General features: G+C 73.2%; 19 protein-coding genes. 7 read left to right on the forward strand and 12 right to left on the reverse strand.

The features are described 5' to 3' along the window. Nucleotides 1-78: 78 nt before the first annotated feature. The 3 genes from SD460_RS37890 to SD460_RS37900 all read right to left on the reverse strand — a co-directional run bounded on the left by SD460_RS37890 (nt 79) and on the right by SD460_RS37900 (nt 1,967). Nucleotides 79-837 (reverse strand): glucose 1-dehydrogenase, encoded by a 759-nt coding sequence (locus SD460_RS37890; RefSeq protein WP_290055550.1) that lies wholly within the window; start codon nt 835-837, stop codon nt 79-81. After that, complete coding sequence (locus SD460_RS37895; protein WP_290055549.1) at nt 834-1,691, reverse strand: 3-oxoacyl-ACP reductase; 858 nt, start codon at nt 1,689-1,691, stop codon at nt 834-836. Before SD460_RS37895 ends, SD460_RS37890 begins: the two co-directional genes overlap by 4 nt. 84 nt (nt 1,692-1,775) lie before the next feature. Continuing rightward, on the reverse strand, nt 1,776-1,967 hold the full coding sequence (locus SD460_RS37900) for a ferredoxin (protein WP_086859804.1): 192 nt from the start codon (nt 1,965-1,967) through the stop codon (nt 1,776-1,778). Between the two features lie 70 nt (nt 1,968-2,037). On the opposite strand from SD460_RS37900, the gene SD460_RS37905 reads away from it, so the two are divergent. Continuing rightward, complete coding sequence (locus SD460_RS37905) at nt 2,038-3,201, forward strand: acyl-CoA dehydrogenase family protein (protein ID WP_290055548.1); 1,164 nt, start codon at nt 2,038-2,040, stop codon at nt 3,199-3,201. Nucleotides 3,202-3,209: 8 nt separating this feature from the next. Beyond that, nucleotides 3,210-4,220 carry an acyl-CoA dehydrogenase family protein gene (locus tag SD460_RS37910; RefSeq protein WP_318307433.1) on the forward strand — a complete coding sequence of 337 codons (1,011 nt, stop codon included), beginning with the start codon at nt 3,210-3,212 and terminating at the stop codon, nt 4,218-4,220. Here SD460_RS37910 and SD460_RS37915 read toward each other — a convergent pair. The 4 genes from SD460_RS37915 to SD460_RS37930 all read right to left on the reverse strand — a co-directional run bounded on the left by SD460_RS37915 (nt 4,217) and on the right by SD460_RS37930 (nt 10,362). Next, nucleotides 4,217-5,344 (reverse strand): serine hydrolase domain-containing protein, encoded by a 1,128-nt coding sequence (locus SD460_RS37915; RefSeq protein WP_290058592.1) that lies wholly within the window; start codon nt 5,342-5,344, stop codon nt 4,217-4,219. The two genes, SD460_RS37910 and SD460_RS37915, sit on opposite strands and share 4 nt — an antisense overlap. A 2-nt stretch (nt 5,345-5,346) precedes the next feature. Then, a complete protein-coding gene (locus tag SD460_RS37920) occupies nt 5,347-8,028 on the reverse strand; it encodes a bifunctional acetate--CoA ligase family protein/GNAT family N-acetyltransferase (protein ID WP_290058594.1) in 2,682 nt (893 codons plus the stop codon). Nucleotides 8,029-8,030: 2 nt separating this feature from the next. Beyond that, a complete protein-coding gene (locus tag SD460_RS37925; RefSeq protein WP_318307434.1) occupies nt 8,031-9,200 on the reverse strand; it encodes an acetoin utilization protein AcuC in 1,170 nt (389 codons plus the stop codon). 316 nt (nt 9,201-9,516) lie between these two features. Further along, nucleotides 9,517-10,362 (reverse strand): sulfurtransferase, encoded by an 846-nt coding sequence (locus SD460_RS37930; RefSeq protein ID WP_318307435.1) that lies wholly within the window; start codon nt 10,360-10,362, stop codon nt 9,517-9,519. Nucleotides 10,363-10,530: 168 nt separating this feature from the next. Between SD460_RS37930 and SD460_RS37935 the strand changes: the two genes are divergently transcribed. The 3 genes from SD460_RS37935 to galE all read left to right on the forward strand — a co-directional run bounded on the left by SD460_RS37935 (nt 10,531) and on the right by galE (nt 13,514). Continuing rightward, nucleotides 10,531-11,247, forward strand: coding sequence for an iron-dependent transcriptional repressor DtxR (locus tag SD460_RS37935; RefSeq protein ID WP_290058599.1), 717 nt, complete (start codon nt 10,531-10,533; stop codon nt 11,245-11,247). After that, complete coding sequence (gene galK, locus SD460_RS37940; RefSeq protein ID WP_290058601.1) at nt 11,244-12,428, forward strand: galactokinase; 1,185 nt, start codon at nt 11,244-11,246, stop codon at nt 12,426-12,428. Before SD460_RS37935 ends, galK begins: the two co-directional genes overlap by 4 nt. Before the next feature lie 99 nt (nt 12,429-12,527). Continuing rightward, on the forward strand, nt 12,528-13,514 hold the full coding sequence (gene galE / locus SD460_RS37945) for a UDP-glucose 4-epimerase GalE (protein ID WP_290058602.1): 987 nt from the start codon (nt 12,528-12,530) through the stop codon (nt 13,512-13,514). A 251-nt stretch (nt 13,515-13,765) separates the two neighbouring features. On the opposite strand, the gene SD460_RS37950 is transcribed toward galE, so the two are convergent. Beyond that, a complete protein-coding gene (locus SD460_RS37950) occupies nt 13,766-14,821 on the reverse strand; it encodes a DUF4192 domain-containing protein (RefSeq protein WP_290058603.1) in 1,056 nt (351 codons plus the stop codon). Between the two features lie 501 nt (nt 14,822-15,322). Next, nucleotides 15,323-16,177 (reverse strand): M23 family metallopeptidase, encoded by an 855-nt coding sequence (locus SD460_RS37955; RefSeq protein WP_290058604.1) that lies wholly within the window; start codon nt 16,175-16,177, stop codon nt 15,323-15,325. A 95-nt stretch (nt 16,178-16,272) separates the two neighbouring features. On the opposite strand from SD460_RS37955, the gene SD460_RS37960 reads away from it, so the two are divergent. Further along, a complete protein-coding gene (locus SD460_RS37960; protein WP_290058606.1) occupies nt 16,273-17,388 on the forward strand; it encodes a sensor histidine kinase in 1,116 nt (371 codons plus the stop codon). Continuing rightward, nucleotides 17,385-18,026, forward strand: coding sequence for a response regulator (locus SD460_RS37965; RefSeq protein WP_290058616.1), 642 nt, complete (start codon nt 17,385-17,387; stop codon nt 18,024-18,026). Before SD460_RS37960 ends, SD460_RS37965 begins: the two co-directional genes overlap by 4 nt. A gap of 1 nt (nt 18,027) precedes the next feature. On the opposite strand, the gene SD460_RS37970 is transcribed toward SD460_RS37965, so the two are convergent. The 3 genes from SD460_RS37970 to SD460_RS37980 are packed head-to-tail and all read right to left on the reverse strand — an operon-like array spanning nt 18,028 to nt 21,934. Then, nucleotides 18,028-19,425, reverse strand: coding sequence for an FAD-binding oxidoreductase (locus SD460_RS37970; RefSeq protein ID WP_290058607.1), 1,398 nt, complete (start codon nt 19,423-19,425; stop codon nt 18,028-18,030). Between the two features lie 50 nt (nt 19,426-19,475). Further along, nucleotides 19,476-20,138, reverse strand: a complete 663-nt coding sequence (locus SD460_RS37975) for a YdcF family protein (RefSeq protein WP_290058608.1) — start codon at nt 20,136-20,138, stop codon at nt 19,476-19,478. Continuing rightward, the gene (locus tag SD460_RS37980) at nt 20,138-21,934 is read right to left on the reverse strand and encodes a Xaa-Pro dipeptidyl-peptidase (RefSeq protein WP_290058610.1); all 1,797 of its coding nucleotides are present in this window, start codon (nt 21,932-21,934) and stop codon (nt 20,138-20,140) included. The genes SD460_RS37975 and SD460_RS37980 overlap by 1 nt, the downstream gene beginning before the upstream one ends. Nucleotides 21,935-22,017 lie beyond the last annotated feature (83 nt).

Here is a 22,017-nt window from a genome sequence, read left to right on the forward strand (position 1 = left end):
CACCTCCCAGTAGGTCGTCGCTGACCTCCGAGTGTTCTCCATACCCGGCGCCCGATTTTCGTTAGCGGTGTTAACTGTCTAGAAGTTCAACGCGTGCGAGGCGGTGGCTCCGCCGTCCGCGACGAACTCCGCCCCGGTGCAGTACGCGCTTTCGTCACTGGCGAGGAACAGCACCAGCTTCGCGATGTCCTCGGGCTGCCCGACCCGGCCGAGGGCGACCTTCTTGCCGACGTAGGACATGTCGACTTTCTGCCCGCCCGCGGCGGTCGAAACCATCTGGGTATCGATCGCGCCGGGGTGCACGGAATTGACGCGGATGTGCTTCTTGCCGAGTTCCATCGCGGCGACCTTGGTCATCCCGCGGATCGCGAACTTGCTCGCGGTGTAGGCGATCAGGTACGGCATCCCGGCCAGACCCTCCACAGAGGACACGTTGACGATGGAGCCACCGCCGGCGGCGGTCATCGGTTCAACGACCGAGCGCATCCCGAGAAACGCCCCGATCTGGTTCACCCGGATCACGCGTTCGTAATCGGCCAGCGTCGTCTTGCCGAGCTCGGAGAAGTGCAGGATGCCGGCGTTGTTGACCAGTACGTTCGGCGCGCCGAACTCGGTGGTCACGCGGTCGACGGCGGCCGCCCAGTCGTCCTCGCTGCCGACGTCGAGGTGCTGGTAGACGGCCTGCTCGCCGAGTTCGGCGGCGAGCTGCTTGCCCTCGTCGTCCAGGATGTCGGCGACGAGCACTTTCGCGCCTTCGGCGGCGAACGCGCGGGCCGCGGCCTCGCCCTGGCCGCGCGCGGCCCCGGTGACGATGGCGATCTTCCCGTCCAGCCTCACGAGTCCTCCAGGATTTCGGTGGCGGCGAACATCCGGCCGGGGTCGCGCTCGGCGAAGAACGCGCTGACCGACGTTTCGAGCTCGTCCAGGCTCCAGCGCCGCTCGATCCGCGGCGCTTCGACCAGGGAAACCGTGCCGCCGTGCACCACGAACACCTGGCCGTTGACGTGCTCGGCGGCCGGTGAAGCGAGGTAGGCGACGAAGGGGGCGACGTGCTCGACCGAGAGCGGATCGGCGCCTTCGGCAGGGGCGGCGCCGAACACGCCCTCGGTCATCGCCGTCCGCGCGCGCGGGCAGATCGCGTTGGCGCGGACGCCGTACTTGGCGAGACCCCGGGCGGCCGACATGGTGAGCGCGGTGATGCCCGCCTTCGCCGCGGCGTAGTTGGGCTGGCCGGGCGAGCCGATGAGGAACGCCTCCGACGCCGTGTTGACCAGCCGGCCGTACACCGGCTTGCCGTCCGCTTTGGACCGGTCGCGCCAGTGTTTCGCGGCGTTGCGGGACAACAGGAAGTGCCCGCGCAGGTGGACGCGCAGCACGGTGTCCCAGTCGTCGTCGGACATCGAGAAGAGCATCTTGTCGCGCAGCACGCCGGCGTTGTTCACCACGATGTCGAGCCCGCCGAGGTCGAGCGCGGCCTGCGTGAGGGCGTCGGCCGTGGCCCGCTCCCCCACGTCGCCGGCGACCGCGACGGCTTTGCCGCCCGCCGCTTCGATCTCTTCGACGACGTTTTTCGGCTCGCCGATGTCGTTGACCACCACCGTGGCGCCGCCGGCGGCGAGCGCGAGCGCTTCGGCCCGGCCCAGCCCCGCGGCGGCGCCCGTGACGATCGCTGTCCTGCCGGTCAGGCTCACCGCGAGGCCTCCTCGTCGAGTCCCAGATGTCGGGCCCAGACTAGAATCTGTTCTCGGTTTGAGCAAGCCTTTCAGTGAACGGCGCTAACCGACGATGAACAGGGCGTTCTTCGGACAGCCCTTGACCGCATCGGAAACACGTTCTACCTGATCGGCCGGGACCGGGCCCGGCTGGATCACCAGGTTCTCGTCGTCGTCGAGGTCGAAGACGTCCGGGGCGAAGCCCACGCACACCGCGTTCGCCTCGCACGCCAGTCGATCAACGCCGATCTCCATGCTTCCTCCACCGCGCCGGCCCTGGTACAACTAGAACAGGTTCTACTATAACGCCGGATCGGGGTGACGGGTGCGGATCGACTACACGCCGGAGCAGCGCGCGCTGGCCGTCGAGCTTCGGGAGTACTTCGCCGAGCTGATGACGCCCGAGCGCCGGGACGGCCTGCGTTCGGGCGGCGCCGAGTACGGCGACGGCGTCGCGTACAAGGAAATCGTGCGGCAGCTGGGCAAGGACGGCTGGCTCGCGCTCGGGTGGCCGGAAGAGTACGGCGGGCAGGGCAGGCCGATGCTCGACCAGCTCATCTTCACCGACGAAGCGGCCGTCGCCGGGGTGCCGGTCCCCTTCCTCACGGTGAACACCGTCGGGCCGACCATCATGCGCTACGGCACCGACGAGCAGAAGGCGTTCTACCTGCCGAAGATCGCCGCCGGCGAGCTGCACTTCTCGATCGGCTACTCCGAGCCGGAAGCCGGCACGGACCTGGCCTCGCTGAAGACGCGCGCGGTCCGCGACGGCGACGAGTACGTCGTCACCGGGCAGAAGATGTGGACCAGCCTGATCGAGTACGCCGACTACGTCTGGCTCGCGGTGCGGACCGACCCCGAGGCGAAGAAGCACCGCGGGCTGTCGATGCTGATCGTGCCGACGTCGGCGCCCGGGTTTTCGTGGACCAAGGTGCACACGGTCGCGGGCGCGGGCACCAGCGCGACGTACTACGACGAGGTGCGCGTGCCGGTGTCGGCGCGCGTGGCCGAGGAGAACGCGGGCTGGCCGCTGATCACCAACCAGCTCAACCACGAGCGCGTCGCGCTGACGTCGGCCGCGCCGGTGCGCAAGGCGCTGTCCGACGTCCTGGCCTGGGCGAAAGAAACCGGCGCCATCGAGCAGGAATGGGTGCGGCTGCACCTCGCGCGGGTGCACGCCGGCGCGGAGTACCTGAAGCTGCGGAACTGGCGGATCGCCTGGGCCGCCGCGGCGAGCGAGCTCGGCCCGGCGGAGGCGTCGGCGACGAAGGTGTACGGCACGGAGTTCGCGATCGAGGCCTACCGGCTGCTGATGGAGGTGCTCGGCGCGGCCGCCGTCGTCCGTGAAGGTTCGCCGGGCGCGCTGCTGGCCGGCCGGATCGAACGGCTGCACCGGTCCGCGCTCATCCTCACCTTCGGCGGCGGCACCAACGAAATCCAGCGGGACATGATCGCCGCCACCGCACTCGGCCTGCCCGTCACGCGCTAGGAGCCCCCATGGACTTCACCCCTTCCGAGGCGTCGGCCGACCTCGCCGCGCTGAGCCGGCGGATCCTCGCCGACAAGGTCACCCACGACCCGCACGGCACCGGCGGCTTCGACGCTCCTTTGTGGACGGCGCTGGGCCAGGCGGGCGTGCTGGACGCGGCGCTGCCGTCGTCGCTCGGCGGCGGCGGGTTCGGCCTGCCGGAACAGTGCGCGGTGCTCACCGAAATCGGCCGCGCGGTGGCGGCGGTCCCCTACCTGCCGTCGATCACGATGGCGGCGTCGGCGCTGGCGGAGTTCGGCACGCCGGAACTGGTGGACCGCTGGGTGCTGCCGGTGCTGCGCGGCGAGCGCGTGCTGGCCGTGGCGCTGTCCGGGTTCACCGCCACCGGCGGCCGGCTGTCCGGCCGCGCGCCGTCGGTCGCGTTCGGCGCGTTCGCGCACGGGTTCCTGGTCGCCGCTCCGGACGAGGTCTTCCTGGTCGACGCGGCCGCACCGGGGGTCTCGGTGCGGCCGCAGCGCACGACCGACCACGCGGACGCCTGCCTGCTGGAACTGTCCGACGCACCCGGCGTCCCGCTGGGCGACATCGGCGAGTGGCTGCGCCTGCGCGGCACCGTGGGCGTCTGCGCGCAGCAGCTCGGCGTGGTCGAGCGGGCCCTGGAGCTGACCGCGGCGTACGCGCGCGAGCGCAAGCAGTTCGACCACGTCATCGGCGGGTTCCAGGCGGTCCGCCAGCGCCTCGCGGACGCCTACGTCGACGTCGAAGCGGTCCGCCTGACGACCCAGCAGGCCGCGTGGCGGCTCGGCGCGGACCTCCCCGCGACCGAAGCCGTGGCGACGGCGAAGTTCTGGGCCGCGGAGGCGGGCCACCGGGTGGCCCACACGACGGTGCACGTCCACGGCGGCGTCGGCATCGACGTCGACCACGTGGTGCACCGCTACTTCACGGCGGCGAAGCGCCTGGAGTTCGAGCTCGGCTCCGCGACCCCGCAGCTGCTGGCGCTGGGCGACGCACTCTAAGCCGCGTACGTCCAGAACTCGCGCATGAGCGGCGTCGGCTCGGGACTGGTGAGTTCGACCTGGGTCAGCAGCACGGAAACCGTGCCGGTGGACGGGACGACGTGCCAGGCCGTACCGGCGCCGCCGACCCAGCCGTAGCGGCCCGCCACCTCGCCGGGCCGCGCCGGCTCGACGTCCACCGAACCGCCGTACCCCCAGCCCTGGCCGTGCAGGAACGCCCGCCCGGCGGCCCGCTGCGCCGCCGTCAGGTGGTTCGCGGTCATCGCGTGCACCGACCGCGGCGACAGCAGCCGCCGGTCGCCCGCCATGCCTTCGGCCAGCAGGAATCGGCCGAACGCGAGCAGGTCGTCGGCCGTCGACACGAGCCCTCCGGACCCGGACGGGAACGACGGCGGCGTGCTCCACCGGCCTTCCGGCGAGTCGATCAGCCGGAGTCCCGCGTCGCCGCGGCGGTACGCGCTGGTCAGCCGCCCGAGCGCCGGCGTCGGCACGGTGAACCCGGTGTCGGCCATGCCCAGCGGCTCGAACAGGTGCTCCGCCAGGAACTCCGGCAACGGGCGGCCGGTGACCCGCGAGATCAGCACGCCCTGCAGGTCCGACCCGGTGTCGTAGAGCCACGCCTCACCGGGCTGGTGCAGCAGCGGCACCTGCGCCAGGGCGGCCACCCACTCATCGGGGGCGAGCCCCCGAGGCGGCGCGGCCGGGTGCCCGAGCACCTGAAGGAGGAGGTCGACGGCGGGCAGCGTCATGTCGGCCGCGAGCCCGTACCCGCACCGGAAGGTCAGCAGATCGGCGACAGTGATCGGGCGAGCGGCGGGCACCACGTCATCGACGGGCCCGTCCGGCGTCCGGACCACGGCGGGTGCCGCCAGCTCCGGCAGCCAGCGCGCGATGGGGGCGTCGAGGGTGAGCTCGCCTTCGTCGACGAGCAGGAGGACGGCGGCGGCCACGATCGGTTTGGTGAGGGACGCGATGCGGAAGAGCGAGTCCCGCGCCATCGGGACGGTGTGCTTGGCGTCAGCACCCCCGACGGCGGCGGCTTCGACCTGCTCGCCGTGCGCGACGAGGGCTACCGCGCCGGGGAGGTCTGTCGTGTGCCGGGACAGGAGTTCGGTGAGGGTCATGCTCAGTCCAGCGGGTTGATCGCACGCAGGCGGCGGGGGCCCGTGTCGGGGCGGGTCGGGGGCAGGCCCAGGACCAGGCGGGCGTTGGCGACGAACGCGCCGTCCGGGGAGGCCAGGATCGGGTCGAGCACCAGGGAGCGCACCTCGGGGTTGTCCTCGGCGAGCGCGGCCACGCGCAGCACCATGTCCTGCAGCGCGGCGAGGTCGGCGGGCTCGTCGCCGCGGTAGCCGGTGAGCAGCGGGGCCGTTCGCGGCTCGCGCAGGAGCGTCGCCGCGTCGACGTCCGTCAGGGGCACCGCGCGGTAGGCGCGGTCGCCCAGCAGGGTGCTGACCAGGCCGGACAGGCCGAACGACACCAGCGTGCCGAACGAGGGGTCGTCCTGCAGCCCGATCACGCACGACAGGCCCTTCGGGGCCATCCGCTGGACGTAGACGTCGTCGTCACCGGAGATCTCGCGCAGTGTTTCGTAGGCGGTGCGGACCGAGTCCGGGGAGGCCAGGTCGAGCCGCACGCCGGCCAGGTCGGGGCGGCCGCGCAGGCGTTCGTCGACCGCCTTCAGCGTCACCGGGTAGCCCAACTCGGCCGCCGCCGTGACCGCTTCGTCCACAGTGGACGCTACCCGGAACGGCACGACGTCGATGCCGTAGCAGCCGAGCAGCCGCACGACGTCGGTGTCCGACAGCAGTGTCGTCTTGCCGCTTTCGGCGTCCAGCAGCTCGCGCACGAGGCCCTGCGCCTGCTCGGTGTGAATCCCCTGCGGCCGCACGAGCGTGCCCTGCGGGCGTTGCCGCCACGCCGCGTAGCGGACGACCCTCGCGAGCGAGTTCACCGCGCGTTCCGGGCTCGGGTACGACGGGATCGACCCGCGCGTCGGCACGCCGTCGCCGGTGGACACCGCGAGTTCGTCCGGCACGCCTTCGGCCGCGAGGAACGTCGAGACGATCGGCTTGCGCTGCCCCAGTTCGACCACGGTCTCGCGCAGGGCACGCGCGTACGCCGTGCCGGGAATGGCGATCGGCGGCGCGAAGACGACGACCAGCGCGTCGGTCTCCGGCGAGGTCAGCGCCTCGCCGACGGCCTTTGCGAAGTCCTCCGGGCTCGCCTGCGGGCCGACGTCCACCGGGTCCGACGCCAGCCGCAGCCCCTGCATGCGCGCGGTGTCGGCGGCCAGCAGCCCGATCGCGCTCGAATTGCCGACGATGGCGACCCGCGGCCCGGCGGGCAGCGGCTGGTGGGCGAACACGAGCGCGGTGTCGAACAGCTGCGCCAGCGACTCGACCCGCACGACGCCTGCCTGTTCGAACAGCGCCTGGACGCTGGCTTCGTCGATCTCAGTCGACGTCGCGGCCAGCTGCGGGCGCACCGCGTGCCGCCCCGACTTCACCGCGACGATCGGCTTCGTCCGCGCGAGCCGCCGGGCCAGCCGCGCGAACTTGCGCGGGTTGCCGAAGGACTCGAGGTACAGCAGCACGAGATCGGTGTCCGGGTCGGTTTCCCAGTACTGGAGCAGGTCGTTGCCGGAGACGTCGGCGCGGTTGCCCGCCGAGACGAACGTCGAGAGCCCGAGGCCGCGTGCTTCGGCGTCGGCGAGGATCGCGGTGCCCAGCGCGCCGGACTGGCAGAAGAAGCCGGTGCGCCCGCGGCCGGGCAGCCGCGGCGCGAGCGTGGCGTTCAGCCGGATGCCGGGCGCGGTGTTGAGCACGCCGAGCGCGTTCGGCCCGACCACGCGCATGCCGTGCGCCCGCGCTTCGCCGACCAGCCGCAGCTCGGCGTGCAGGCCGTGCGGCCCCGCCTCGGCGAAGCCGCTCGAAAGGATCAGCAGCGTCTTCACGCCCTTGGCCAGGCAAGCGTCCAAAACGGACTCGACGGCCTCGGCGGGCACCGCGACGACGGCCAGGTCGACCGGGTCCGGGATGTCCAGCACCGACGGGTACGCGCGGACGCCGCGGACCGCGCGGTGCTCCGGGTTGACCGGGTAGACGGTGCCGGTGAACGCGGCGGCCAGGAGGTTCACGAAGGCGACGTGGCCGACCTTGCCCGGTTCGGCGGAGGCGCCGATCACCGCGACCGACGACGGGTGCAGCAGGTTGTGCACGCTGCGCGCCTCGGCGGCCTGCTCCCGCGACCGCGCGACGGCGAGCGACTCCTCCGTCGGGTCGATGTCGAACTCCAGGTGCAGCACGCCTTCCTCGATCTCGCGGCTGACCTGGTACCCGGCGTCGCGGAAGACCCGCACCATGGCGGCGTTCTCGGCGAGCACCTCGGCGACGAACCGGCGCAGCCCGCTTTCGGACGCGGCGGCGGCGAGGTGTTCGAGCAGGATCGAGCCGACCCCGCGCCCCTGGTGCGCGTCGCTCACGACGAAGGCGACCTCCGCCGACGGCCCGTGGTCCAGCCGCTCGTACCGCCCGACGGCCACGATGTCGTCGCCGAGGAACGCGGCGAACGCGACCCGGTCGTGGTGGTCGACGGTGGAGAACCGCTTCAGGTCCTTGTCCGGGATCCGCGGGTAGGCGCCGAAGTAGCGGAAGTACCGCGTGCGTTCGGACAGCTTGCCGTGGAAGGCGACCAGCCCGTCGGCGTCGGTGGGCACGATCGGGCGCAGGTGGACGGTGCCGCCGTCGGACAGCACGACGTCGGCCTCCCAGTCGCGGGGGTAGTCGAAGGGGTCCCGGCCGGCCATGATCAGTCCCTCGGGTCGTCCGGATCGAGACCGTGCAAGGGGAAGACGGCACGGCGCGTGTCCCGGATGGCGATGTCGACGGGGTCGTCCTCGCCGTCGCCCCACGGCTTGAACCCGGTGTCGCGGTCGTCGGTCATCGAGCTCGGCAGTTCGGCGTGCGGCGCGGCCTTCGAGACGGTGGAGACCCAGCCGGGCGGCAGCGGCGTCGCCGGGTCGACGTCCCGGTCGAGGACGGTGGCGATCAGGTGCGTCCACGACCGCGGCACGACCCGGATCAGCTGGTAACCGCCCCCGCCGACGGCGATCCACTTGCCGCCGGCGTAGGTCTCCGCGAGGTCGCGGAGGGTGGCGTAGATGGTGCGGTGCCCGTCGACGCTGAGGGAGAGGTCGGCGAGCGGATCTTCCTCGTGCGAGTCGACCCCGCACTGGGTGAAGAGGAGCTGCGGTTCGAAGTCGGCGAGCAGCGAGGGCACGACCGCGCCGAACGCCCGCAGCCACCCGGGATCCCGCGTCCGCGGCGGCAACGGGATGTTGACGGCGGTCCCGTCGGCCTTCCCGCGGCCGGTCTCGGCGGAGTAGCCGGTGCCCGGCCAGAGCGTGAAGGGGTGCTGGTGCAGCGAGATCGTGAGGACGCGCGGGTCGTCGTAGAAGGCGGCCTGGACCCCGTCGCCGTGGTGGACGTCGGTGTCGATGTAGGCGATCCGCTCGAAGCCGTGGTCGAGCAGCCACGAGATGGCGACGGCGCAGTCGTTGTAGACGCAGAACCCGGACGCCTGGTCCCGCATGGCGTGGTGCAGGCCTCCGGCGATGTTGACGGCCCGGGTGGCTTCGCCTTCGGCGACCTTGCGGGCGGCGAGCAGCGTGGACCCGACGACGAGCGCGGAAGCGTCGTGCATGTCCGGGAAGACGGGGTTGTCCGACGTCCCGAGCCCATGCCCGACGTCCCACCCGACCAGCGGCGCGTCCCGCACGGCGGCGAGGTATTCGGGGGCGTGGATCCGGAGCAGCTCCTCGTCGCCGGCACTGGTCGGGACGAGGAGCGGGACGTCGTCGAGCACCCCGAGCTCGGTGGCCAGCCGGACGGTGAGCTCCAGCCGGACGGGGTTGAACGGGTGATCCCCACCCAGGTCATAACCGAGAAGGGCGGAGTCCCAAACGACGGCCGGCGACATAGTGCCCGACTGTAGTGCCGTTCGGGGGACCGTGCGGACCTGAAGGAGCGGGTGGCCTCCGCCGCGGCGGAGGCCACCCTCCCGGCTCGGGCCGGGCCGGGCCGGTCAGCCCGGCAGGGCGCCGGTCGCCGGTCGCCGGTCGCCGCGGGACGGTCCGGGTCGCGGGACGGTCCGGGTCGCGGGACGGTCCGGGCCGGGCCGGGCCGAGCCGGTCAGCCCGGCAGGGGGCCGGTGGCCGCGGGACGGTCCGGGTCGGGCCGGGCCAGGCCGAGCCGGGCCAGGCCGAGCCGAGCCAGGCCGAGCCGAGCCGAGCCGGTCAGCCCGGCAGGGGGCCGGTCGCCGCGGGGCGGTCCGGGTCGCGGGACCAGTGGGACCACGAGCCCGCGTACAGGCCCGCGCCCGGGTGGCCCGCCAGTTCCAGGGCCAGCACCACCGAACTCGCCGTCACCCCGGAGCCGCAGTACGCGCCCACCGGCTCGCCCGGGCGCAGGCCCAGGTCCGCGAACCGGGCCGCCAGCCGGGCGGGGGCGTGCCAGCGGCCGTTCTCCGCGATGTGGCCGGAGAACGGGGCGTTCACCGCGCCCGGGATGTGGCCCGCTCGCGGGTCCACCGGCTCGGTCTCGCCCGCGTAGCGCGGGGTGGCGCGGGCGTCGAGCAGCAGTCCGTCGCGGGCCAGGGCCGCTGCCTCGTCCGCGTCGAGGACCGGCATCGCGCCCGGGCGGACTTCGAGGTCGCCGGGCTCCGGGGACGGCTGCTCGGTGCTGACCGGGTGTCCCTCCGACGACCACGCCGCGTAACCGCCGTCGAGGACCGCCACCTCTTCGTGGCCGGCCCAGCGCAGCAGCCACCACGCGCGGGCCGCCACCGAACCGTCGGCGTCGTCGTAGGCCACCACCGGGTGACCCGTGCGGACGCCCGCCGCGCGCAGGTCGCGCTGCAGGTCGGCGGGGTCCGGCAGGGGGTGGCGGCCGCCGTCGCCCGGCTCGGCCGCGAGGACTCGGTCGAGATCCACGAAGACCGCGCCGGGCAGGTGACCCTCCTGGTACGACTGGGCGCCGGGCGGGCCGGCGAGCCGCCAGCGGACGTCGAGGACGACGGGCCGCTCGGCGGCCGGGCTCGCCAGTGCGGCGGCGAGGTCGGTGGTGCTGATCAGCGGACGCATGCCCCCATCTTGCAGCGGCCCGGCGCCCGGCCGCGCCGGGGTGCGGGCACATCCCCCACCGGCGAGTCGTCACCGATCCGGCCGAACGCAGGCGGCCACGGGCCGGATCGGTAACCGGCGGCACAGTATCCAGCAGGGCCGCCGCCGCTGTCGGTGCCAACGACTACGATGAGCAACGCGGACGAAGGGGACAGCGTGAACGATCTCATCGACACCACCGAGATGTACTTGCGTACCATCTACGAGCTTGAAGAAGAGGGTGTCGTCCCGCTGCGTGCCCGGATCGCCGAGCGCCTGCAGCAGAGCGGCCCGACCGTGAGCCAGACCGTCGCCCGGATGGAGCGCGACGGGCTGGTCGTCGTCGCCGACGACCGGCACCTTCAGCTGACCGACCACGGCCGCGAACTGGCCATCGCCGTCATGCGCAAGCACCGCCTGGCCGAGCGCCTCCTCGTCGACGTGATCGGGCTCGAGTGGGAGCACGTGCACAACGAGGCGTGCCGGTGGGAGCACGTGATGAGCGAAGCCGTCGAGCGCAAGCTGGTCAAGCTGCTCGACCACCCGACCACCTCCCCGTACGGCAACCCGATCCCGGGCCTGGACAAGCTGGGCGACGGCGACCCCGCCCCGCCCGCGGAGGCCGACCTGGTCCGGCTCGACGAGTTCGCCCGCACCGGTGGCGGCCGCGTCGAGATCCGGCGCATCGCCGAGCACGTCCAGCTGGACGAGTCGCTGATGACCGAGCTCAAGTCCGTCGGCATCGTGCCGGGCGGCACGGTCACCATCGGCAAGGCCAACGGCGGCACGATCGAGGTCACCGGCGGGGACACCACCGCCCAGGTCTCCACTTCCGCGCTGCACGCCGTCCTGGCGCAAGCCAGGTGAGCCCCGCTTCGGAGGCCGTGGCGGCGTTCCGCACGGTCCACGGCAGCGCGCCCGCAGGCGTCTGGTCGGCGCCCGGACGGGTCAACCTGATCGGCGAGCACACCGACTACAACGACGGCTTCGTGCTGCCGTTCGCCCTGCCGCACCGCCTGGCCGCGGCCGCGTCGCCCCGCGAGGACGGCGTCCTGTCCGTGGCCACCCTCGGCGACGACGGCCAGATCCAGCGCTCCGGCGAGCTCAAGATCGCCGACCTGGCGCCGGGCACCGTCGACGGGTGGGCCGCGTACCCGGCGGGGGTCGCCTGGGTGCTGCGCGACCAGGGCTTCACCGCCGGCGCCGACCTGGTGATCGCCGGGGACGTGCCGTCCGGGGCCGGGCTGTCCTCCTCCCACGCGCTCGAGTGCGCGGTGTCGCTGGCGTTGCTGGGCTTGGCCGGCCTGGAACTCGGCGCCCCCGGTGACAACGTCCCGACGCGCCCTCAGGTGGCGCGGTGGGTGCAGCGCTCGGAAAACGACTTCGTCGGCGCGCCCACCGGCCTGCTCGACCAGACGGCGTCGCTCTGCTGCACCGAGTCGCACGTGCTGTTCCTGGACGTGCGGTCGGGCGAGCAGGAGCAGGTGCCGTTCGGCCTGGCCGACGCCGGGCTGCAGGTGCTGATCATCGACACCCGCACCAAGCACTCGCACGCCGAAGGCGGCTACGGCGAACGCCGCCGCGGCACCGAACGGGCGGCCGAACTGCTCGGCGTGAAAGCGCTGCGGGACGTGACCGACGACGGGCTCGCCGACGCACTCGGCCGGCTGCCGGACGAGCTCGTGCCGCTGGTGCGGCACGTCGTCACCGAAAACCAGCGGGTGCTCGAGACCGTCGAGCTGCTGCGCGCCGGGCGGCTGGCCGAAATCGGGCCGTACCTGGACGCCTCGCACGTCAGCATGCGCGACGACTACCGGATCTCCACGGCCGAGCTGGACCTCGCGGTCGACTCGGCGCGGGAAGCCGGCGCCCTCGGCTCGCGGATGACCGGCGGCGGCTTCGGCGGTTCGGCGATCGCGCTGGTCCGCGACGCCGACCTCGACCGGGTGAAAACCGCCGTCGAAGCGGCGTACGAGAAGGCCGGCTACCGGCGCCCGCGGATGTTCACCGCGGTGCCCTCCCGCGGCGCCGGCCGCGACGAGGTCTGAGGCCGCGCGGGTCCGTCCGGGGCAACCCCCGCCCGGACCCGCGCGTCGTCGAGGGGGAAGACTGAAGAGCGTCATCACCCTCGGCAGGAAGGCCTGGACGTGTCGGAGCAGAGCAACGCCCTGAAGCTGGTCGTGACGGGCGGAGCCGGGTACGTCGGCAGTGTCTGCGCCGCGCGGCTGGTCGAAGCCGGGCACCAGGTCACCGTGGTCGACGACCTGTCCACCGGGCACGCCGACGCGGTCCACCCGGACGCGCGGTTCATCGAAGGCGACGCCGCCGAGGTGGCGGGCAGCCTGCTGCGCGAGGGCTTCGACGGCGTGCTGCACTTCGCGGCCAAGTCGCTGGTCGGCGAGTCGATGACGGAGCCGGCGAAGTACTGGGAAGGCAACGTCGTCACGTCGTTGCGGCTGCTCGAGGCCATGCAGGAGCACGGCACGCCCCGGCTGGTGTTCTCCTCGACCGCGGCAACCTACGGCGAGCCGGAGCAGTCGCCGATCCCGGAGTCGGCGCCGACCCGGCCGACCAACACCTACGGCGCTACGAAGCTCGCCATCGACGCCGCGATCACCAGCTTCGCCACCGCGCACGGCCTGGCCGCGGTGAGCCTGCGGTACTTCAACGTCGCCGGCGCGTACGGCGCCTTCGGCGAGCGCCACGCCACGGAAACCCATCTCATCCCTCTCGTCCTGCAGGTCGCCACCGGCGACCGTGCCCACATTTCGATCTTCGGCGACGACTACCCGACGCCGGACCACACTGCGGTGCGCGACTACATCCACGTCGTGGACCTCGCGGACGCGCACCTGCTGGCGCTGAAGCACGCGACCGCCGGCGAGCACCGCATCTACAACCTGGGCAACGGCACCGGGTTCTCCGTCCTCGAGGTGATCGAGGCCTGCCGCGAGGTCACCGGCCACGCGGTGCCGGCCGTGGTGGCCCCGCGCCGCGCGGGCGACCCGTCGGTGCTCGTGGCCGCCAGCGACCGGGCCCGCGAGGAACTCGGGTGGAAGCCGGAGCGGGTCGAGCTGACCGGGATCGTGCGCGACGCTTGGGAGTTCACCCAGGGTCGGCGGGCCGAGGGCTGAGGCAGCCGGTTGCTGCCCGCTACACCGAGCTCGGGATGTCGGGGTGGCATCCCCGGTCGCACCGGGACACGCTCACCCGGCTCGTGCCGGTCGGTGACCAGGCTGGGGAAGAGCGCCGGCGGGAAGGCGCACGACCTGGCCTGAGAAGAACCCGGCGCGAGCCCCGCGCGGACCGGATCGGGGGCGACGCGCGCCCGGAGCTGAGGCGCCTGGCGAACGTCCCTTTGCGACAGTCCACCGGGGACGGTGCGTCAGCCGGGCCGGCTCGGCTCGGGGTCCGGGGTGATCAGGTTGTAGCCGCGCGTGCCTGCCGGGTCGGCGTGCATTGCCAGGGCCAGTAGCTCCTCCGGGGGCATGCCGCGGCTCAGCACGTTCAGCAGCAGGGTCGCCAGGCCGTGGCCCGGGTCTGCCGCCAGTGCGTTCTCGAGTGCCATGCCGGCGAAGGCGCCGTCGCCGCGCAGGTATGCCGTGTAGCCCAGGAGGGCGGCCGGTGCCGCTCGTTGGGGGGCCGGGAGCTCGCGGACCAGGGTGAGCCACAGGCGCTCCGCTTCGCGGGCGCTCGGGCTGCCGGGTGGGACGGCCATGCTGAAACACGCGTCGCGGACCTGCGGGAGTGTCAGGGCGCCGGCCAGCCGGATGGCTTGCTCGTCGCTCGGCGGGCCGTCGTCTCGGCGCTGGCGGTCGAACGCGGCCCGGAACTCCGCCGCCGCGTCGGAACCGCTCGGGGTGGGGAGTCCGGCCAGGAGGTCGGCCCGGCGCTCGAGGGCCTCCGGGCAGCGCGGGTCGAGGAGCGCCTCCATCTCGGCTCGGCTGTCGAACGCCACCTGGCCGCTCTCGGTGGCGGCGGCCGCCACCACCGTCGCGCGGGGGTCCGGGAGCTCGCCGCCGCAGTCGTCGGCCTGGTAGCAGGCCCACCGCGCGCCTGGGGTGATGTGCGGGGTCCACATCGCGTGCAGGACTGGGAGGCCGTACTGGCCCAGCGCGTCCGCCAGGTGCTTGGCGAAGCCCGCGTGCGGCGGCGGGCTGCCGGGTCTTCGCCGGCCGCCGACGATCGCGATGGTCACGCCCGTGTGGTGGCCCGCCGCCAGCCGTGGGGCGAGGGCCTGTGCTTGGCGGGCGCGGTCTTGCCTGCCGGGGACGTCGGCACGCAGGACCAGGCCGACGCGGTTGCCGTCGGGAGCGCGGTGGCCGAGCAGGACGACGGACTTCTCGGGCCGGAAGCCGACCAGGTACGGGAGCGCGGCCAGCAGCAGCGCGGGGTCTCGGAGGTCGACCGGCAACCGGCCGGCCGGGGTGGCAGTGGTCATGCCTCCACCATGGGGCAGGACGGAGCCGGTCGGGGCGGTGGCGGCAAATCTGTGGATGGGCGGGACCGATGTGGACGGATCCGGGCCCGGGGCGGTCGCGCGGACCGTTCTTGTCGGTGGGGCGGGCTATGCTGCCCGGCCCCCGCCGCGCGGACCGCTCCCGTCGATGGGGCGGGCCATGGCGCCCGGCCCCCGCCGCGCCGACCGCTCCCGTCGATGGGGCGGGCCATGCTGCCCGCCCCCACCGCTCCGACCACTCCCGTCGGTGGACCGGGCCCTGCCGCCCGACCCCACCGCTCCGACCACTCGCGTCGGTGAAGCGGACCATGCCGCCCGGCCCAACCGCGCCGACCACTCCGTCGGTGGAGCGGGCTATGCCGCCCGACCCCACCACGCCGACCGCTCCCGTCGGTGAGGCCGACCATGCCACCCAGCCCCACCACGCGAACCGTTCCGGTCGATGGGGCGGGCTTTGCTGCCCGGCCCACCGACCGGCCCGGGTCACCCGCAGTGCTCGAAGCCGCTTTCGTAAGTGTTGCTCCCTACCGAACCGCCCCACTTCACGCAGGTGGAGCCGGCCGTCTTCTTCACCGGACCGGCGTAGTAGGTGAAGCTGCCGGAGTCGGTCACCCGGGCCGCGCCCTGGACCTCGAGGAACGCCGCGACCGGGCTGGCCGTGCCGAGCGACGTCGCCTTCAGCGTTGTCACGCAGTTCGCCTGGGTCGAGCTGTTGTACAGCAGGTACGCCGTGCCCGAGGAGTTCGCCAGGCCCTGCTGGTCGATGACCGAGAAGCCCGAGCCGCAGACCTCTTCGGCGGAGTACGGGTTGCCGCCGCAGCCGTTCTTGCTGGTGAAGTCGGTGTGCCCGTAGTACGGCACCGCGACGCCGTTCAGCTTCGCCTTCTGCACGACGCCGTCGAGGCGCTCTTCGAAGTGCAGGTGCGGCCCGGTGACCCCGCCGGTCGCGCCCGCCTTGCCGATCTCCTTGCCGCCGGTGACCGACTGGCCGACCGAGACCTCCTGGGCCGACAGGTGCGCGTAGCGGGTCTTCCAGCCGCCGCCGTGGTCCAGCTCGATCCACTTCCCGTAGCTGGTGCTGCCCTCGTCCGCCACCCGCGTCACCGTGCCGCCCGCCGACGCGAGCACCGGCATGCCGGTGATGCCCGACTTCTGGAAGTCGACGGAGTACGCCGGGCTGTGGCCGCTGAACGTCGCGGCGGTCACGGTGACCCCGCACTTGAACGGCACCTGGAAGTTCGGCGCGGCCGAGGCGGTGGCCTGACCGGCGAGGGTGACGCCGAGCGCGGGCAGCGCCGCGGCGGCGGCGAGGAGGGCGAGCCGTCGCAACCTGGACATGGGAGAACCTCCTGACAAACGGGACTTCTTGACCCCACGAAGGGAAGCTCGCGTCGGTACATTTTCCGTACAAGCACCCGCGGAGGACACCCGGCATGATGCCCCGACGAATCACGTTCCCCCCGGCACAGCGCTGGCTGCGCTGGGCGCTCGTCGCGGTGCCGATGATCACCGCGATCCCCCGCGCGAACGCGCTCGCCTGGGTGTTCATCGGGATCACCCTCGCCCTCTCGATCCCGCTGCCGTGGATCCACGACCTCGGCGCGCGGACGCCGGCCGCGGCACTGGCGCTCGCCGTGATCGCGTCCGCGGGTGCGGTGTGGGTGGTCCTGCCGGGCAGCCTGTCCTCGGTCGCGCTGTTCAGCACGACGTTCTTCGTCGTCCTGCGGCAGTCCCCGGTGCCGATCCTGCTGGCGATCGGGCTGAACGTCGCGCTGATCACCGCGGTCTGGGTGGTCCGCCAGGACCCGTGGGAAAGCGCCTTGTCGACGTACGCGGTCCTCGCCGTGGTCGTGCTGATGGGGCTGAACCGGCGCGCCCGCCTCGCCCGCATCGAGCAGACCGAGCTGGCCCTCGCCCGCGCGCAGACCGCCAACGAAGAGCACGCCCGCGCGGCCGCGCTGGCCGAACGCGCCCGCATCGCCCGCGAGCTGCACGACGTCCTCGCGCACTCGCTGGCCGGGCTCTCGCTGAACCTGCAGGGCGCCCGGCTGATGCTGGTGCGCGACGGGGCGAGCCCGGACGCCGTAGCGCAGCTCGAACGGGCCCAGCAGCTGGCGTCGGACGGGCTCGCCGAAGCGCGCCAGGCCGTGGCCGCGCTGCGCGAGGACGCCGTGCCGGTGGAACGCGCGATCGCGGACCTCCTGACCGCGTACCGGCTGGACAGCGGGGCGCGCGCGGACCTCGAAGTCGCCGGTGAGCCGCGCGAACTGGACCCGGCGGTCGGCACCGCGCTGGTTCGCGCCGTGCAGGAGGCGCTGGCCAACACCCGCAAGCACGCGGCGCACGCCGACGTCGACGTCGAGCTGGACTACGCCGACGGTTCGGTGCGGCTGACCGTGGCCGACCGGCAGGGCAGGCGCCCGCCGGACGCGCCCGCGGCAGGCTACGGTTTGCGCGGGATGGGCGAACGGGTCGCGCTGCTCGACGGGCACGTCGAGAGCGGGCCGGGGGAGGACGGATGGCGGATTCACCTGACGGTGCCGGCGTGACCCTGCGCGTCGTGCTGGCCGACGACCAGGCCGTGGTCCGGGAAGGCCTGGTCACGCTGCTCGGGCTGCTGCCCGGCGTCGAAGTCGTCGGCGCCGCCGCCGACGGGCTCGCCGCGCTCGACCTGGTCGCCGAGCACCATCCCGACGTCGTGCTGGTGGACCTGCGGATGCCGCGCTGCGACGGCGTCGAAACCACCGAGCGGATCCGCGCCGAGCACCCCGGCACCGAGGTCGTCGTGCTGACCACGTACGCCGACGACGATTCGCTGCTGGCCGCGCTGCGCGCCGGCGCCCGCGGGTTCCTCACCAAGGACGCCGACGCCGAGTCCATCGCCAGGGCGCTGCGCTCGGCCGCCGCCGGGCAGTCCACAGTGGACGGCGAGCTGCAGCGGCGGCTCGTCGACGCCGCCACCCGCGGCGCGCCCCGGCGCGTCAAGGAGGTCGAAGGCCTGACCGCGCGCGAAATCGAGGTGCTGCGGCTGATCGCGGCGGGGCTGTCGAACACCGAGATCGCGCGCACCCTGGTGGTGAGCGAGGCGACCGTGAAGACCCACGTGAACCACTTGTTCGCCAAGGCGGGCCTGCGCGATCGCGCGCAGGCCGTCGCCTTCGCCTACCGAGCCGGCATCGCCGGCTGACTCACTTCGCGGGTGGGATGTTCGCGTTGTGGTGGAACACGTTGCGCGGGTCGTACCGCGCCTTGATCCGCGCGAGCCGCGCGTACTTCTCCGGGCCGTACGACGTCCGGACGCGGTCCTCTTCGTACTCGGCCATGAAGTTGACGTAGCCGCCGGGGTTGGCCGCGAACGGTGCCAGCGCCGTCCAGAACTCCCGCACCCAGGCCCGGTCCACGGCGAACGGCGCCGGTTCGGCGGCGAGCGCCGCCAGGTTCACGACGAGGCCCGGCCGCCGCGGTCCGCCGAACGCCGTCGCGGCGTCGTCGACCTCGGTGAACGCGCCGCGCAGCGCGAAGATCGGCATGATCGACATCGGGGACGCCTTGCGCGGCAGGAAGTCCGCGATCACCTCGATGACCTCGTCGCTGAACCCGTCGGCGTAGACGGCCTTCTCGTAGCCGAGGATCCCCCACGGCGCGGCGTCGTCGAGCATCCGCTGCAGCTCGACGTACGGGATCGGCGAGACGAACTCGAACAGCGGCGCCGGCCCCGACCGCGCCGTCCGGACCGCCCCGGCGTGCTGCTCCTCCCCCGCGAACCCGGCGATCAGCAGGGCGTAGCCGGGCCGGAAGTGGTGTTCCGCGGGGACGAACGGCGCGGGCGGCGCGTTGAGCCCGGCGACCAGCACACCCATTTCGGCGGGCAGCGTGCCGAGCACCTCGCGGGCCTGGCGCAGCGCGGCCGCGCCGTCTTCGAGGCCCCAGAAGAACAGCCCCAGGTGCACGAGCGGGCCGACCGGGTGCAGCCGGAACTCGAACTCTGTGACGACGCCGAAGTTGCCCCCGCCCCCGCGCAGCGCCCAGAACAGGTCGGGGTGCTCGTCGGCGGACGCGCGCAGCACCTCGCCGTCGGCGGTGACGACCTCGGCCGAGAGCAGGTTGTCGCAGGAAAGACCGTGCTTGCCGGTGAGCCAGCCGAAGCCGCCGCCGAGGGTGAGCCCGCCGACGCCGGTGTGGCTGACCGTGCCGCCCGGCACCGCGAGGGCGTGCTCCTGCGTGGCGGCGTCGAGCCGCGCCCACGTCACCCCGCCGCCGCAGCGCGCGGTCCGGGCGGCCGGGTCGACGCTGATCGCGTCGAGGGAGCTCAGGTCGAGGCAGAGACCACCGGCCACGACGGCGGCGCCGCCGAAGTTGTGCCCGCCGCCGCGCACCGAGACGTCGAGTGCCGCCTCGCGCGCGTAGGCGAGCGCCGCCGCCACGTCCGCGGCCCCGGCGGGCCGCACCACGACCGCGGGCCGTCGATCGATCTCCCCGTTCCAGACCGACCGGGCGGCGTCGTAGCCGGGGTCACCGGCGGTGAGCACCGTGCCGGACAGGTGGGCGCGCAGGCTCTCCAGTGCGGGTTCGGCGGTCGAGGTCATGGCGGCTCCTCTCGCTGGGTGCCCTTGAGTCGCCTGACCTGCGGTGATCGTTACATTGAGTGATCATCGGCGCGGGGCAGCAAACGCTGGGTGAACCCCGCTTCGGCCAGCCGGCCGGACGCCCGCTCGACGCCGGCCGGGACCTGCTGCGGGATCGCGAAGCCGCGCTTGGCGTATTCGGTGATCCGCTGGGTCTCGCCGACGAGCATGCCGATCACGCGCTCGACGTCCTCTTCCCCGGTGACGTGGTCCTCGAACGAGGCCGCCTTCGACGCGCACACGACGTCGACGCCGGGCCAGAGCCGCTTCGCCGTGGCGTAGGCCCGGCGCTGCTGGTACGGCCGCGTCACCAGCGTCACGGACCGGATCTCCCGCCCGGCCAGCAGCCGGCGGGTGAACACGATGTTGTCGCCGGTGTTGCGGGCCGCCGGCTCCACCAGGATCACGTCGTCCGGCACGCCGAGGCCGAGCGCGATGTCGCGGTAGTGGACCGCTTCGCCGCGTGGGAAGCGCTCGACCGTCGTCGGCGCGTTCGCCCCGGTGAACACGACCAGCGGGAACCGTCCGGCGTGGAACAGCTCGGCCGTGTGGACGGCGACGCCGGGGTCCCGGCTGCCGAGGCCGACACCGACGTCCGAGCGCCGCGGCTCGTGCCGCAGGTCGTGGTACTCCCACAGCGTGCGGACGTCGGCGCGGAGCCGCTCCGGCAGCATCAGCCGAACGCGGCTCGCAGCGCGGGCTTGCCGCCCGTCACCGGGAGCGTCACCGACGTCCTCGTCAGGTCGAGCGCCAGCCCCGCGCCCGGCTTCGGCCGCAGCGTGTAGTCGTGGTCGCTGGAGGCGAGCAGGAACTCGAGCCGGTGACCGGCGGCGAGGACGTAGTCCTTCGGCATCAGCTCGACGCCGATCCGGTAGGTCTGCCCGGGCGTGATCGGCTCGGTGCGGGCCGGGGACATGCGGTTCTGCGGGTCGGTCCAGCCGCGGCTGATGATGTGCGACGAGCCGTCGGGGGCGCGGTCGAGCAGGATCGCGGACACGTTCGCCGCGGGCCGGTCGAAGGCCAGCGCCAGGTCGGCGCGCGCGGTGCCCGAGAGGCGTACGGACTGCTTCGCCGCCGAAGTCGCGTACAGCAGCCGGTTGCCCGACGACGCGAGGCCGGCGAGCTGCTCGATCGTCTTCGACGAGTCGTCGGCGAGGGTCTCGACGGCCGCCTTGCCCGGCACCGGGTTGCGGGTGTCGATCGTGCCCTTCGCCTTGCCGCCGGGCCACGGGTAGACGCGCACGTCGGCCGTCGTGGGCGCGGGCCAGTCGGCTTCGTCGACCCACGACAGGTCCTCGCGCTGGATCGTCGCCTTCGGCTCGTTCTGGATGCCGTTGTCGACGCCGTAGAGGTAGTGCGACATCCACTTGTTCAGCGTCGCGAGCCAGACGTCGCGGCGCAGCGAGTACGGGTCGGCGTGCCCCGACTGGTGCAGCCAGATCTTGTGCTCGACGCCGTGGGCCTTGAGCGCGTCGTACCACTCGGCGACCTGGTCGGTCTTGACGTTCCAGTCGTTGAGGCCGTGCACCGCCAGCACCGACGCGTGCACCTTGGCGACGTCGTTGCGGTAGTTGCGGACGTCCCAGAACGGCGTGTAGTCGCCGGTCACGCGGTCCTGGTCGCGGGTCAGGCCGTCGATCACCGGGCGGCACACCTGGCGGTCGGCGCGGGTGTAGACGTACTCGGCGAGCACGTCGGCGTCCTCGCCCTGGTACCCGCCGGCGGCCACGACGGCGCCGTCGTTGCGGTAGTACTGGTACCAGCTGGAGATCGCGGCGATCGGGACGATCGTTTCGAGGCCTTCGACGCCGGTGCTCGCGACGGCGTTGGGCAGCGTCCCGTTGTAGGAGACGCCCATCATGCCGGTCTTGCCGGTGCTCCACTCGGCCTTCGCCGCGGCGCCGTTCGCGTCCTTCGCCGGCGTGCGGCCGTTGAGCCAGTCGACGACCGAGCGCGCGCCGATCGTCTCGTTGACGTCGCCGGTGGTCGGGCAGCCGGTCGAGAGGCCGCTGCCGAGCGATTCGCCGTAGACGACGGCGAAGCCGCGCGCGGTGAAGTAGTCCTGGTAGCGCCAGGTGATCGGGGTGGCGGGGCCGACGCCGTGCGCGGCGACGCGCGGACCTTCCGGGCCGCGGGCGTACCCGGGCGCGGAGAGCTCGACGTCGACGTTGTGGTTGGCCACGTCGTTGCCGCCGGCGTAGTACGGGCTGGCCTGGTAGACGACGGGGACCTTCAGGCCCTGCTGGGTCGCGCGCGGGCGGACGACCTGGGCGTGCACGAGGTCGTCGGCGCCGTCGTGGTCGCTGTCGACCGGCGCGGTGACCCAGACGTCTTCGCGGACGACGTCGGCCGGGTCGAACACCGGTTGCGCCTGGCCACCGGTGAAGACCGGGCCCGGCGGCGCGGCTTCGGCGGTGACCGCGGTCAGCGGCAGGGCGAGGACGGCGGCGAGCACGACAGCGGCTTTCACACAAACCCCCAAGCCGGGCGAAGCGGACGGCTTCCGAGACTTCCGTCCCGGCCGCGGGGGTGTCAAGAGACTAACGTCGGAGG

Source organism: Amycolatopsis solani (assembly GCF_033441515.1).
Lineage (GTDB): Bacteria > Actinomycetota > Actinomycetes > Mycobacteriales > Pseudonocardiaceae > Amycolatopsis > Amycolatopsis solani.

Coding starts and splice junctions, on each gene's coding strand:
- SD460_RS37970 (WP_290058607.1), bottom strand. CDS start 19,425: ATGACCTCGACCGCCGAACCCGCACTGGAGAGCCTGCGCGCCCACCTG.
- SD460_RS37920 (WP_290058594.1), bottom strand. CDS start 8,028: ATGGCCGGCCGGGACCCCTTCGACTACCCCCGCGACTGGGAGGCCGAC.
- SD460_RS37910 (WP_318307433.1), top strand. CDS start 3,210: ATGGACTTCACCCCTTCCGAGGCGTCGGCCGACCTCGCCGCGCTGAGC.
- SD460_RS37915 (WP_290058592.1), bottom strand. CDS start 5,344: ATGACCCTCACCGAACTCCTGTCCCGGCACACGACAGACCTCCCCGGC.
- SD460_RS37925 (WP_318307434.1), bottom strand. CDS start 9,200: ATGTCGCCGGCCGTCGTTTGGGACTCCGCCCTTCTCGGTTATGACCTG.
- SD460_RS37950 (WP_290058603.1), bottom strand. CDS start 14,821: ATGACCACTGCCACCCCGGCCGGCCGGTTGCCGGTCGACCTCCGAGAC.
- SD460_RS37960 (WP_290058606.1), top strand. CDS start 16,273: ATGATGCCCCGACGAATCACGTTCCCCCCGGCACAGCGCTGGCTGCGC.
- SD460_RS37930 (WP_318307435.1), bottom strand. CDS start 10,362: ATGCGTCCGCTGATCAGCACCACCGACCTCGCCGCCGCACTGGCGAGC.
- SD460_RS37900 (WP_086859804.1), bottom strand. CDS start 1,967: ATGGAGATCGGCGTTGATCGACTGGCGTGCGAGGCGAACGCGGTGTGC.
- SD460_RS37935 (WP_290058599.1), top strand. CDS start 10,531: ATGAGCAACGCGGACGAAGGGGACAGCGTGAACGATCTCATCGACACC.
- SD460_RS37975 (WP_290058608.1), bottom strand. CDS start 20,138: ATGCTGCCGGAGCGGCTCCGCGCCGACGTCCGCACGCTGTGGGAGTAC.
- SD460_RS37955 (WP_290058604.1), bottom strand. CDS start 16,177: ATGTCCAGGTTGCGACGGCTCGCCCTCCTCGCCGCCGCCGCGGCGCTG.